We start from the raw sequence: 12,034 nt of genomic DNA, 5'->3' as shown, positions 1-12,034 counted from the left end.
GCGCGGCATAGCACGCCCGGCGCCGCGGCGCTGCTTGCGCGGTCGCAACGAAGCGGCATGATCGCCGGGTCGTTTCGGAACCGATGCATGGCCCAGGACACGCTGCTTGCCGACCTTGCCGCCCTCGGCCCCCCGCTCGGGCCGCGGCTGCAGAAGCTCTGCGATGCGGAGGACTGGACCGATCCGCGCTTCCTGATGGTGGTGCGCCGCGCGCTCGGTCGCCGCCCGCGCGTCCATCCGCGGCAATGGGAGATGGCGGCCGCCTTCCTCGCGCTGGCCGAAGCCGGCGTCCTGCGCCCGGATGCGCGCGGCATCGCCTTCGGCAGCGGGCGGGAACCCCTGACCTTCGCGGTCGCGTCCCGCGTCGCGCAGCTGACCGCGACCGACCTCTATGAGGCCGGCACGGCCTGGGACGTGGCGCGCACCAACGACCCGCTCGCCTTCGTGCTGGGATCGGCGCCGAAGGGCTTCGACGCGGCGCGGCTCGCCGTCCACCACATGGACATGCGGCAAGTCGGCTACCCGGATGCGTCCTTCGACTTCTGCTATTCGATCTCCGCCTTCGAGCATATCGGCGACGACCCGGACTTCGTGGCGCATCTGAAGGAGGTTCGGCGCGTCCTCAGGCCGGGGGGGCTCTATGCGCTGACGACGGAGGTGGTGCCCGGCGACACCTCCCGCCCGACGCGCGGCAACTACGCCTTCGCCGCGTCCCACCTGCTGCGGCTGTTCGAGGAAGCCGGGCTGCAGGCCGCGCCCGTCCTGCGCATGGCCTTGTCCGACTTCCACGAGAACAATCCCCGCCCGCTCGCCAGCGTGCTGCACGAGGACCCCGCCGATCCGCTCCTGCAGGGGCTGACGCTGCGCGAACTCGGCGGCACCGTCTCCGGGCCCGTGCTGTTCCTGCTGCGCGCGGCGGAAGGCACGCCAAGGCCGGTGACGGTGGACGGCCTGCCGCAGACGCGCCAGCGCGTGGAAGGCCAGCAGGCGCTGCTGCGGCGGATACGCTTCGGCGACTGGGTGCGCCTCAACCCCTTCGCGCAGCGCGCGGCGCGGGCGCGGCACGTGCTCGACCTCTGGGCGGACACGCCGGTGCCGGCCGGCGGCGAGCCGCTTCTCGCGACCGCCTTCGTGACGCCAGGGGAGGGGGTGCTGGAGGTCCAGCTTGTCCTCGTGCCCTCGCCCCGCCATGCGGGCGCGGCGACGGTCGCGGTGCAGGGCTTCCTGCGCGACCCGGCGGCCGAGGCGACGACGCGCATCGCCCATGCCGCGCAGGTCGAGATGAACGCCCCGCCCGGCGCGCCCGCGGTGCTGCGCTTCACGCTGGACGTCGCGCCGGGGGAGGCCTTCGCGCTCTTCGCCCATGCCACCGCGGGGGAGGCGCTGTTCGCGAGCGTGGACGTGCAGCTGCGTCGCCGCCCGCCGGGCCGCTGACGCGGCGGCGTCAGCCCGTCTCGCGCGCGATCGTCACCTCGCGGATCGCGAAGCTGCGGCGGCGGTGGTCGCCCGTCGCCGGCTCATGCTCGGCGAAGGTCGAGGAGCGCGGACCGATGAAGGAGACGGCCAGCGCGCCCCCGCGCGCGGCCATCAGCGCCGCGTCGATGCGGAAGGTCAGGCGGATGCCGGGCTCGGCGAGCTCGGCCTCGACCGGCAGGACCCGGCCGCCGGCGGTGACGCGGATCCGCGCCGCGTCGAAGCCCAGCGCCTCGACCACCTGGATCGAGATCCGCAGCGGCCCCGGGCTCGCCGAGGCGACGAGCAGGCGGGCGGCTTCGGCGCTCCACCAGTAGCGGGCCGAATCCTGCGGCGTGCCGACCCAGCCCTGCGGGTACCAGCCATCGAGGAAGGTGACGGCGGCATCGGCCTCGCGCACCAGCGTCCAGGGCATCGGGCCGGCGCCCTTGAGGCCGGCGAGCAGCGCGGCCGCGGCGCGCGCGACGTCCCGCTCGGCACGCCAGCGGTTCAGCCTTTCCTCCGCCTCCCGCCGCAGCACCAGGTCGGCGCCGAGGCGGGCGAGGAATTCGTCGCGCCGCAGCACGGCCTCGCAGGCCTCGACCTCGTCGCGGGAGGCCTTGCCCTCGTTCTGGCGGCCGACATCGAAGCAGGGCAGGCCGTAATGCTCGGACATGGCGGCGAGGCTTTCGCCCATCCGCTCCGTGACGCCGACGAAGTCGAAGCGGGACAGCGCGCTGACCGCGGCGGTGGGCGCTTCCTCGTCTCCCACCGGGCGCGGCTGGCCGAGCGCGATGTTGAGGTAGCGCGCCTGCGGATTGACCCCGTATTGCGGATAGGCGCGCAGGAAGTCGGCGATGCCGAGCGCCTTCGCCGGCGCGTGCATCGGCAGGTCCGGCATGTGCCTGAAATACAGGTAGTGCGAGGCGACGAGCCGCACCGGATGGCGGATGAAGGTGACGAGCCGCAGCCGCTCGAGCGGCAGCAGCCCGGCGAGGGAGACGCGCACATGCCCGTGCAGGAAGCTGGTGGTGTCGAGCCTTTCCCGCGCCGTCGCGAAATCCTCCCCCAGAAGGGTCAGCTGCGGCGGCGGGGGGAACACCTCCTGCACCGGCAGGAAGGCCAGCATGTGGGAGACGACGGTGTTACCGCCGGTCTTGGGGATGTGGATGAAGAAGATCGGGCGCCCCGGCGCCGCGCTGACGGACTCGCTCAGAAGGGGGACTCCCGCGCCACGAGGATGTTCTGCAGGCCGCCGGTGGTCTCGGCGAGCACGTTCCACTCGACCGGCGCGATGCCGCCATCCTCCCCGATCGTCCAGGCGGACAGGCCGAGGCCTTCGAGCAGCGCCACCACCTCCGGCGCCGGCATGCCGGACCCGCGCATCATCTGCGGGCCGAATTCCATCATGATCCTGACGCCGGGCGAGCGTTCGAGTAGCGCGCGCATGCCGCGCAGCGCCGGACCCTCATGGCCTTCCACGTCCATCTTCACGACGTCGACGCGGAATCCAGGGTCGGCGAGCAGCTCGTCGATCGGCATGAGCTCGCAATCGACCGCGCCCTTCGCCGACCCGGCCTCATCGTGCTGCGCCGCATTGCCGGTGAGCGACCCGCCGCCCGAATAGGCGTCGGTGAAGAACAGCCGCGCCACCCCGCGCCGGTCGGAGGCGGCGAGCCGGTGCACCTGTGTCCAGCCCGCGCAGCCATTGATGCGGATGGACAGGTCGACGAGATGCGCAAGCCGCGGGTTCGGCTCGAAGGCGTGCACCCGCCCGCCGGGGCCGGTCAGCCGCGCCGCGAGCATCGTGTAGACGCCGAGATTCGCGCCGAGGTCGAGCACCGTGTCGCCCGGCCGCACCAGCCTGCGGAACAGCGCCGTATAGGCCGGCTCCCACTGCCCGAGCGTGAGCAGGTGGATGCCGATGTCGAGGCTGCGCGTGTCGACCATCAGCCGCGTGCCGTCCTCGAGGAAGGTCACCGCGGTGTTGTCGCCGAGGTAGATCGTCTGGCTGTCCGTGACGCGGTTCATCCGCGGCGCGAAGTAGGAGATCGATTCCTCGAGCCGGATCGCCAGCCGGTCGAGCCGCTCCTCGATCGCGGCGAGCCGCCCGGCTATCCCGGGGGCCGCGTCCGCCTGCTGGTGATCGTCCATGCCTGCCGTGCCGAACATCGCGAAGGCGGAACGATAATCCGTCCCGGCCGCGCGGCCAACCCCGCGCGGGGGGCGTCAGGCCTCGGCGTAGGGGTTCTTGGTGCCGCGCAGCTGCAGGCGGATCGGCACGCCCGGCATGTCGAAGGCCTCGCGGAAGGCATTCACCAGGTAGCGGCGATAATCCTCCGGCAGGTCCTCGGCGCGCGTCCCGAAGATGGCGATGGTGGGCGGGCGCGCCTTCGGCATGGTGGCGTAGCGCAGCTTGATGCGCCGGCCCTCGACCGCCGGCGGCGGGTGGCGCGCCAGCGCGCCTTCGAACCAGCGGTTCAGCTCGCCCGTGCCGATGCGCCGGTTCCACAGCGCATGCGTCGCCCGCACCGCGGGCATCAGCTTGTCGACGCCGCGGCCGGTGCGGGCGGCGAGCGGCACCACGGCGATGCCCTTCAGCTGCGCGAGGGACGCCATCAGCACGTCGTCGAGCTTGCGCCGCGTCGCGGCCCGATCCTCGACCGCGTCCCATTTGTTGAAGGCGATGACGACGGCGCGCCCCTCGCGTTCGGCCAGCCGCGCGATGCGCAGGTCCTGCTCGTCCATGCCGAGCAGCGCGTCGACGACGAGGATGACGACCTCCGCCTCCTTCAGCGCGCCGAGCGTCGAGGCGACGGACATCTGCTCGAGCTTTTCCTCGATGCGCGCCTTCTTGCGCATCCCCGCCGTGTCCACGAGCCGGATGCGGCCCACGGCATCCTGCCACTGCACCGCGACGGAATCGCGCGTCAGCCCGGGTTCGGGGCCGGTGATCATCCGCTCCTCGCCGAGCAGCGCGTTGAGCAGCGTGGACTTGCCCGCATTCGGGCGGCCGACGATGGCAAGGCGGAGGGGACGGTCGGGATCGTCCTCGTCCCCCACGTCCTCCTCCTCGGGTGCCTCGCCGAGCGCCTCGGCCACCGCCTCGTGCAGCGAGCCGAGGCCCTCATTGTGCTCGGCGCTGACCGCGATCGGGTCGCCCAGGCCGAGCTCGTAGGCCTCCATCGCCGCCGCCGCGCCGCCGCGGCCTTCGGCCTTGTTCGCGATCAGCAGGACAGGCAGGTCGGCGCGGCGCAGCCAGGCGGCGAAGGCGCGGTCGGCCGGCGTCAGCCCCGCGCGCGCATCGACGACGAACAGCACGAGGTCCGCCGCGCGCAGCGCCGCCTCGGAACTCGCGCGCATCCGGCCGGCCACGGTGTCGGGCGGCGCTTCCTCGAGCCCCGCCGTATCCACCAGCAGCACGTCCCGCCCGCCGATGCGGCCCGGCACTTCCTTGCGGTCCCGGGTGACGCCCGGCGTGTCGTCGACGATCGCGATCTTCCGCTGCGCCAGGCGGTTGAACAGCGTGGACTTGCCGACATTCGGCCGGCCAAGGATCACGATTCGCGGGGTCATGGCGATGCGCGCGGCGCTAGCCGCCGGAGAGCGCGACGAGCGTCGCGTCCTCGGTCGCCGCCAGCAGCAGCCCGCCGGCCAGGGCCGGCTGCAGCAGCACGCCCGCCGGCATCGGCGTCCGTCCGGTGACGGCGCCGCTCGCCGGGTCGAGCGAGACAATCTCGTCGCGGCTCGTGCCGACCAGCAGTCGCCCGCCCGCCAGGACGGGGGAGGAGAGGCCGATGCGCTCGGCCGGCCGGCTGCCGCGCGGCGGCGGGCGCAGGGACGTCACCCAGCGCACCTGCCCGCTGTCGCGGCCGATCGCGGCCACCTGGCCCGCATCGTTGGTCACGAAGGCCCAGTCCCCGGCGATCCAGGCCGCCTCGGTCCCGCCGGTCTCCTGTTCCCAGAGACGGCGGCCGGAGCGCAGGTCGACGCAGATGGTCAGCCCGCCCATGCCGACGGCGATGACGCGCCCGCCGCCGATCGCGGGGTGCGCGCGCACGCTCGCGATGTCCGACAGCGCGCCGGTGCCCGCCGCGGCGAGGCTCTCGCTCCATTGCACGCGGCCGTCGGCCAGGCGGAGCGACAGCAACTCCCCGGAGGGGAAGCCCGCGACGACGGTGTCGTCCTCGACCGCCGGCGCGCCGAGGCCGAGCGGAATGGTCGTCACGGGAGTCGCCCGGTGCATCCAGGCGCGGGTGCCGTCTTCCGCCGAGAGGCAGACCAGGTGGCTCGCCACGGTCGGGACCAGCAGCCGCCCGCCGGCGACGGTCGGTGCGCCCCGCGCGGGCGCCGGCAGGTCGACGCGCCAGCGCACCTCGCCTGTCGCGGCATCGAGCGCCATCGCTTCCGACAGGCCGGTCGTGGCGAACAGCGTCTCGCCGGCCAGGGCGAGGCCCGCGCCCATCGCCCCGTCGCTGTCGCGCCGCCGGGCGGTGTCGCGCCGCCAGCGCCGGCTGCCGCTGCGCAGGTCGAAGGCCGAGACCTCCCCGAAGGCATCGGCGACGAAAACGAGTCCGTTGCCCGTGACCGGGCCGGCCGTCAGCCGGCGGCGATAGGCGCTGCCGCTGCCAAAGCCGCTCGACCAGGCGCGGCCGAGGCCGGGGCCGAAGGCGACATGCCCGCCGCTATGCGCCGCGTCGCCGCCGGCCATCGGCCACGCATCCCGCGGCGCCGGCGGCGGCAGCACCACCTGGGAGGTCGCGGCGGCGTTGTCCGCAGCGAGGCTCCGGTCGGGCATGTCCATCACGCTGCGCCGCTCGCCATCGAAGCGGACGCGGCGCTCGCCGAAGATGTCGTCCAGGGTCTCGCACCCGGCGAGAAGGCCGGCGGTGCCGAGCAGCGCGGCGCGGCGGGACAGGGCGCGCATCAGCCGGCGAGCCCCGCGGCGATCCGCTGGGCGCGGTCGCGGATGGCGCGCGGCGCCGTCACGTCCGCGGCCAGGGCCTCGAGCGCGCGGCGCGCCTCGTCGCGCTGGCCGGCGCGCAGCGCGACCAGGGCGGCGAGTTCGCGCGCCGAGGCACTCCAGGGTTCGTTCGGGCGGGCGAGCGGCGCAAGACGCGCGGCCAGCACCGCCGGGTCGCCGGCATCCAGCGCGCGCAGCGACCACATCAGCGAGGCGAGGTCGCGATAGAGCGGGTCCGTCGCCGCATCGTTCGCGACACGGTCATAGAGCGCGAGCGCCTGGTCGCGGCTGCCCGTCTCGGCGCGCAGCGCGGCGGCGCGCAGCAGGGCGATGGTGCGGTAGCCGGCGGGCGCCGTCGCGGCCATTTCCTCGAATCGGGCAGCGATGGCCGCCAGGTCCGCGCCCTCCTGCTCGGCGGCGCGATGGGCGGCGATGAAGGCGACCGCGGCGGCCTCGCGTTGCCGCGTCTCGTACCAGCGCCAGCCCTGCCAGCCCGCGACGCCCGCCACGACGAGCAGCAGCAGGCCAAGGATCGGCGTTCCGAAGCGCAGCCAGAACTGGCGGGCGCGTTCGGCGCGGAGATCCTCGTCGACCTCGTCGAAGATATCGGGCACGCGGGGCACCTCTGGTGGCGGGCCGACGGGCCCGGGGGCGGAAAGGGCGCGGACCATAGCCGCCCGTTGGCGGTGCGTTAAGCCCGTCCGGGGCTAGGATGCTCCCATGCGCGCGATCCATCTCCTTCTGGCCTTGGCCCTGCTGCCCGGCTGCCAGGCCATCGGTGCCCCCGGGGCGCCGCTCCTGGCCATCCCGGCGGCGGTGGAGGCCGTGTCGCTGCGCGCCTTCGGCCGCACCACGGGGGATTCCCTGGTCTCCCTCGTGACCGGGGAGGATTGCTCGATCGCCCGGATCGGCCGCGGGGAAGCCTATTGCGGCCGGGACGACGCCCCCGCGCCGCCGCCCATGTGCACGCGCAGCCTGGGTGCGGTGGATTGCTGGAACGTTCCACCCCCGGCCTATCCGGCCTATCGCGGCGTGGCGGACGGCCCGGCGACGCTGAACGAGGCGCAGGAGAACAACCGCATCGGCTGGGCCGGGCGAATCGGCCGCGCGGTGCAGGCCGCGGCCCAGCCGCCCGCGCCTGCCGTGCCCGCCGCGCCGGTGGTGGAACCCGCGCCCCCGGTCCAGGCCGCTTCGGCCGTCCAGGCGCAGCCGCTGCCCCAGCCGGCCGAACTGCCCGCGGTCGCGAACGATGCCGCGCGGCGTGCGCTTGCCGCGCCGACCTCAGCCGCCCGCGCGAACGACCGCGCCGTTCCGGACTTCGTCCGGCCCGCAGAGGGCAACGATTTCGGGCGCGACGTCCGCCGGCTTCTGGAGCCCTGACGGATCCTCCCCCGGCATCGCCGTGGCGCGCATCTGCGTCGCCACGATGCCCGGGTCGAAGAGGTTGGCGCGGATCGCGGTGCCCGCGACTTCCTGCGCCCAGGTCAGCACCAGGTGCTCCATCCCCGCCTTTGTCGCGCCATAGGCGCCCCAATAGGCCTTGGGCCGCGCGACGCGCCCCGTCGTCACGAACACCGCGCGGCCGGCAGGCGCGGCGCGCAGCGGCGGCTCGCAGGTGCGGATCAGCCGCCAGGTCGCGGTCAGGTTCACGCCGACCGTGTCCGCCCAGTCCTTCGGCGTGATGTGCGCGACGGGCGTGAGCGTGCCGAGCGCGCCGGCGTTGTGCACCAGGATGTCGAGCCGGCCGAAGCGCTCGACCACCGAGGGGCCGATCATGTCGATCTTGTCGGCCTGCTTCACCAGGTCGAGCGGCAGCAGGCTCGCGGGCTTGCCGCCGGCGGCGCGGATCGCGTCGTCGGTTTCCTCGAGCCCGCCCTGGGTGCGGGCGACGAGGACGCATTGCGCGCCGCGCCGCGCGAATTCCACGGCCACGGCCGCGCCGATGCCGCGCGAGGCGCCAGTGATGAGGGCGACGGTGCCGGTGAGGTCGGTCATGGGGGGTTCCGAAAAGAAAGGGCGGGGGAGGGGAACCTCCCCCGCTCCCCCTCCCTTCTTTGTCCGTTGGGGACTGATGCCCCTAGGTCGCAGAGAAGGTTGAGGGGGGCGCGGGGGGGAGAAGTTCGCTTCTCCCCCCGCCTACTGCCCTGCGGGCTGAAGCAGCGAAAGCTGCCGGTCCGAATTGTCCTGCCAGTCGGTCAGCGGGATCGCGTAGTCGCCGGTGAAGCAGGCGTCGCAGAATTCCGGCTTGGCCGGGTCCCGCGCCGGGCGGCCGAGCGCGCGATACAGGCCGTCGAGCGAGATGAAGGCCAGGCTGTCCACGCCGATGATGCGCGCCATCTCCGCCACGTCGTGCTGCGCGGCCATCAGTTGGGACCGCTCCGGCGTGTCGATGCCGTAGTAGCAGGAGTGCGTCGTGGGCGGGGAGGAGATGCGCATGTGCACCTCCTTCGCCCCGGCCTGGCGGACCATCTCGACGATCTTGCGGGAGGTGGTGCCGCGCACGATCGAATCATCGACCAGGATGACGCGCTTGCCTTCCAGGATCGGGCGGTTGGCCGAATGCTTCAGCTTCACCCCGAGGTGGCGGATCTGGTCCGTCGGCTCGATGAATGTGCGCCCGACATAGTGGTTGCGGATGATGCCGAGTTCGAAGGGGATGCCGGCTTCGGCCGCGTAGCCCATGGCGGCCGGCACGCCGGAATCGGGCACCGGCACCACCACATCGGCCGCGACGCCCGATTCGCGCGACAGTTCCGCGCCGATGCGCTTGCGCGTCTCGTAGACCGGCGTGCCCTCCATGACGGAGTCGGGACGGGCGAAGTAGATGTACTCGAAGATGCAGAAGCGGCCGGCATTGCGCCCGAAGGGCTTCACGCTGCGCACGCCTGAGTCGTCGATGATGACGACCTCGCCTGCCTCGATGTCGCGGACGAATTCCGCGCTGACGATATCCAGCGCGCAGGTCTCGGAGGCCAGCACGTGCCCCCCGTTGGCCAGCCGCCCGAGCACCAGCGGCCGCACGCCGAGCGGGTCCCGCGCGCCGATCAGCGCGCCGTTGTGCAGCGCCACCAGCGAATAGGCGCCCTGCACCTGCTTGAGCGCGTCGATCAGCCGGTCGAGCACGGTGGAATAGAGGCTGATGGCGATGAGGTGCACGAACACCTCGGAATCCGTCGTGCTCTGGAACAGGCAGCCGCGGCGGACCAGGGCGCGCTTGAGCGCGTAGGCATTCGTCAGGTTGCCGTTGTGCGCCACGGCGAAGCCGCCGAACTCGAAATCGGCATATAGCGGCTGCACGTTGCGCAGCGCCGTCTCGCCCGTCGTGGCGTAGCGGTTGTGGCCCACGGCGGCCGACCCGCGCAGGGAGGCGATGACCTTCGCCTCGCCGAAATTGTCGCCCACCAGGCCGAGGCCCTTATGCGCGTGGAACAGGCCCTTCTCGTCCAGCGTGACGATGCCCGCCGCCTCCTGCCCGCGATGCTGCAGCGCATGCAGGCCGAGCGCGGTCAGCGCCGCGGCATCGCCGCCGTTCCAGACGCCGAACACGCCGCATTCCTCATGCGGCTTGTCGTCGTCCCAGCCCATCGTGGCGTTCATGGCGGTCCTCAATTCGGGCTGCGCGCGGGGGGGCGCAGCAGGTCGTCGACGGTGGGCCCGGCGGCACCGGGGGGTTCGACGAGCCGGGGGCGATAGGGTTCCGGCACGTGGGCGATGGACCGCCGCGCCGCCTCGGCGATCAGCGGCAGGCTGCGCGCTTCCTTGACCGCGCCTGGCCATGCCTGGGTCTCGGGAGCGAACATCCCCGCGAGGATATAGGCAATCACCAGCAGCACCGCACCCCGTGCCGCACCGAAGACGAGGCCGAGCACGCGGTCGAGTCCGCCCAGCGCCGAATCCTGCACCCGGTCGGCGATCGCGTTGGTGACCAGCTTCAGGATCACGAGCAGCACGAGGAACACCGCGCCGGCGCCGACCGCGTCGGCCAGCATCGGCGGGTCCAGCCATTGGGAGGTGTAGGGCTGCAGATGGGGCCTCGCCAGGAAGGCCCCGCCTGCGGCGCCCGCCCAGGCGCCGAGGCTCAGCACTTCCCGCACCAGCCCGCGAAAGAAGGCGATGGCCGCCGAGATGACGACCACCGCCGCGAAGGCACCATCGACCCAGGTCATGGCCGCCCTGTAGCAGCGCCCCCCGCCGGCGTCACCCGCCCCCCCGGCGCGGCCGCACCGACTTTTCCGCAAAGCCCGCGACGAGGTCCGCGAGGTGCCCCGTCTCGGCCAGGGCGATGCCCTGCGGCGGGGCGGGGGCCTTGCCGCCGCGCGCCGGCCGGCGGGGCAGGGTGGCCGCCGTGAAGCCGAGCTTGGCCGCTTCCCGCAGCCTGGCCTCGGCCTGGGCAACCTGCCGGACCTCGCCCGACAGCCCGACCTCCCCGAAATAGACAGCGCCGGAATCGGTCGGCCGGTCCGTCGCGGCCGAGACGAGCGCCGCGGCGACGGCCAGGTCCGCGGCGGGTTCCGCGATGCGCAGCCCGCCGGCGATGTTGAGGTAGACGTCGTTCTGGCCGAGCGACATGCCGCAGCGCGCCTCCAGCACCGCGAGCAGCATCGACAGCCGCCCCGAATCCCACCCCACCACCTGCCGGCGCGGGGAGCCGCCGGAGGAAGGGGAGAGCAGCGCCTGCACCTCGACCAGCACGGGCCGCGTGCCCTCGATGCCCGCGAAGACCGCGCTGCCCGAGACATTGCCCCGCCGTTCCGCGAGGAACAGCGCGGAGGGGTTGGCCACCTCGACCAGCCCCGTTCCCGTCATCTCGAAGACGCCGATCTCGTCCGTCGCGCCGAAGCGGTTCTTCACCGCGCGCAGGATGCGGAACTGGTGGCCGCGGTCGCCTTCGAAATAGAGCGTCGCGTCGACCATGTGCTCCAGCACGCGGGGCCCGGCGAGCGTGCCTTCCTTCGTCACATGCCCGACCAGCACGATGGCGAAGCCGCGCGCCTTGGCCAGCCGGATCAGTTCCGCCGCGCAGGCGCGCACCTGCGCCACCGTGCCCGGCGCGGATTCGAGCGCATCCAGCCAGACGGTCTGGATCGAATCGATCACGACCAGCGCCGCGTCGCGTTCCTGTTCGAGGCTCGCGACGATGTCGCGCAGCGCGGTCGCGGCGGCCAGCGCCATCGGGCTCTCGGTCAGCCCCAGCCGCGCGGCGCGCAGGCGGACCTGCTCGACCGCTTCCTCCCCGCTCACATACAGCACGCGGCGCCCCGCGGCGGCGACGCGCGCGGCCGCCTGCAGCAGGATCGTGGACTTGCCGATGCCGGGGTCGCCGCCGACCAGCACGGCCGAGGCCGGCACCAGCCCGCCGCCGAGCACGCGGTCGAGTTCCGCGATGCCGGTCGGGATGCGCGCGGGGGGTGCGCTTTCCCCCTTGAGCCCCACGAATTCCACGCGCCGCCCGCCGGCCGCCTTGGCGGCGGGCCCCGGGCCGCGCGGGGCGGGGGCTTCCTCGGCCAGCGAATTCCATTCGCCGCAGGCCTCGCAGCGCCCCTGCCATTTCGGGTGGGCGGCGCCGCAGGCCTGGCAGACGAAGCGGGTCTTGTCCTTGGCCATCGCTCGATCAGGTCC

At 73.4% G+C, this 12,034-nt stretch carries 11 protein-coding genes; 2 read left to right on the top strand and 9 right to left on the bottom strand.

The window, feature by feature from the left end; translation table 11 throughout:
- The first annotated feature begins 87 nt into the window (after positions 1-87).
- Positions 88-1,434: a class I SAM-dependent methyltransferase gene (locus J5Y09_RS11175; protein WP_209351832.1), complete on the top strand. Its 1,347-nt coding sequence runs from the start codon at positions 88-90 to the stop codon at positions 1,432-1,434.
- Positions 1,435-1,444: 10 nt separating this feature from the next.
- Here the strand turns inward: J5Y09_RS11175 and J5Y09_RS11170 are convergent, their stop codons facing one another.
- From J5Y09_RS11170 to J5Y09_RS11150, 5 genes are all read right to left on the bottom strand, one after another.
- On the bottom strand, positions 1,445-2,581 hold the full coding sequence (locus tag J5Y09_RS11170; protein ID WP_209351831.1) for a hypothetical protein: 1,137 nt from the start codon (positions 2,579-2,581) through the stop codon (positions 1,445-1,447).
- Between the two features lie 83 nt (positions 2,582-2,664).
- On the bottom strand, positions 2,665-3,606 hold the full coding sequence (locus J5Y09_RS11165; protein WP_209351830.1) for an FkbM family methyltransferase: 942 nt from the start codon (positions 3,604-3,606) through the stop codon (positions 2,665-2,667).
- Between the two features lie 75 nt (positions 3,607-3,681).
- A complete protein-coding gene (der, locus tag J5Y09_RS11160) occupies positions 3,682-5,028 on the bottom strand; it encodes a ribosome biogenesis GTPase Der (RefSeq protein ID WP_209351829.1) in 1,347 nt (448 codons plus the stop codon).
- A 16-nt stretch (positions 5,029-5,044) separates the two neighbouring features.
- Positions 5,045-6,379 carry a PQQ-like beta-propeller repeat protein gene (locus J5Y09_RS11155; protein ID WP_209351828.1) on the bottom strand — a complete coding sequence of 445 codons (1,335 nt, stop codon included), beginning with the start codon at positions 6,377-6,379 and terminating at the stop codon, positions 5,045-5,047.
- Positions 6,379-7,029, bottom strand: coding sequence for a tetratricopeptide repeat protein (locus J5Y09_RS11150; RefSeq protein ID WP_209351827.1), 651 nt, complete (start codon positions 7,027-7,029; stop codon positions 6,379-6,381). The genes J5Y09_RS11155 and J5Y09_RS11150 overlap by 1 nt, the downstream gene beginning before the upstream one ends.
- 106 nt (positions 7,030-7,135) lie before the next feature.
- Between J5Y09_RS11150 and J5Y09_RS11145 the strand changes: the two genes are divergently transcribed.
- On the top strand, positions 7,136-7,795 hold the full coding sequence (locus J5Y09_RS11145) for a hypothetical protein (protein WP_209351826.1): 660 nt from the start codon (positions 7,136-7,138) through the stop codon (positions 7,793-7,795).
- On the opposite strand, the gene J5Y09_RS11140 is transcribed toward J5Y09_RS11145, so the two are convergent.
- The 4 genes from J5Y09_RS11140 to radA all read right to left on the bottom strand — a co-directional run bounded on the left by J5Y09_RS11140 (position 7,697) and on the right by radA (position 12,019).
- On the bottom strand, positions 7,697-8,410 hold the full coding sequence (locus J5Y09_RS11140; RefSeq protein WP_209351825.1) for an SDR family NAD(P)-dependent oxidoreductase: 714 nt from the start codon (positions 8,408-8,410) through the stop codon (positions 7,697-7,699). The two genes, J5Y09_RS11145 and J5Y09_RS11140, sit on opposite strands and share 99 nt — an antisense overlap.
- Before the next feature lie 141 nt (positions 8,411-8,551).
- Positions 8,552-10,012, bottom strand: coding sequence for an amidophosphoribosyltransferase (gene purF, locus J5Y09_RS11135; RefSeq protein ID WP_209351824.1), 1,461 nt, complete (start codon positions 10,010-10,012; stop codon positions 8,552-8,554).
- 8 nt (positions 10,013-10,020) lie between these two features.
- The gene (locus tag J5Y09_RS11130; RefSeq protein ID WP_209351823.1) at positions 10,021-10,581 is read right to left on the bottom strand and encodes a CvpA family protein; all 561 of its coding nucleotides are present in this window, start codon (positions 10,579-10,581) and stop codon (positions 10,021-10,023) included.
- A gap of 31 nt (positions 10,582-10,612) precedes the next feature.
- The gene (gene radA / locus J5Y09_RS11125) at positions 10,613-12,019 is read right to left on the bottom strand and encodes a DNA repair protein RadA (protein ID WP_209351822.1); all 1,407 of its coding nucleotides are present in this window, start codon (positions 12,017-12,019) and stop codon (positions 10,613-10,615) included.
- Positions 12,020-12,034 lie beyond the last annotated feature (15 nt).

Source organism: Roseomonas nitratireducens, from assembly GCF_017813355.1.
In the GTDB taxonomy this organism is placed as follows: domain Bacteria; phylum Pseudomonadota; class Alphaproteobacteria; order Acetobacterales; family Acetobacteraceae; genus Neoroseomonas; species Neoroseomonas nitratireducens.
This window is presented reverse-complemented; position numbering and strand designations above follow the sequence as displayed.

Coding starts and splice junctions, on each gene's coding strand:
- J5Y09_RS11175 (WP_209351832.1), top strand. CDS start 88: ATGGCCCAGGACACGCTGCTTGCCGACCTTGCCGCCCTCGGCCCCCCG.
- J5Y09_RS11170 (WP_209351831.1), bottom strand. CDS start 2,581: ATGCTGGCCTTCCTGCCGGTGCAGGAGGTGTTCCCCCCGCCGCCGCAG.
- J5Y09_RS11165 (WP_209351830.1), bottom strand. CDS start 3,606: ATGGACGATCACCAGCAGGCGGACGCGGCCCCCGGGATAGCCGGGCGG.
- der (WP_209351829.1), bottom strand. CDS start 5,028: ATGACCCCGCGAATCGTGATCCTTGGCCGGCCGAATGTCGGCAAGTCC.
- J5Y09_RS11155 (WP_209351828.1), bottom strand. CDS start 6,379: ATGCGCGCCCTGTCCCGCCGCGCCGCGCTGCTCGGCACCGCCGGCCTT.
- J5Y09_RS11145 (WP_209351826.1), top strand. CDS start 7,136: ATGCGCGCGATCCATCTCCTTCTGGCCTTGGCCCTGCTGCCCGGCTGC.
- J5Y09_RS11140 (WP_209351825.1), bottom strand. CDS start 8,410: ATGACCGACCTCACCGGCACCGTCGCCCTCATCACTGGCGCCTCGCGC.
- purF (WP_209351824.1), bottom strand. CDS start 10,012: ATGAACGCCACGATGGGCTGGGACGACGACAAGCCGCATGAGGAATGC.
- J5Y09_RS11130 (WP_209351823.1), bottom strand. CDS start 10,581: ATGACCTGGGTCGATGGTGCCTTCGCGGCGGTGGTCGTCATCTCGGCG.
- radA (WP_209351822.1), bottom strand. CDS start 12,019: ATGGCCAAGGACAAGACCCGCTTCGTCTGCCAGGCCTGCGGCGCCGCC.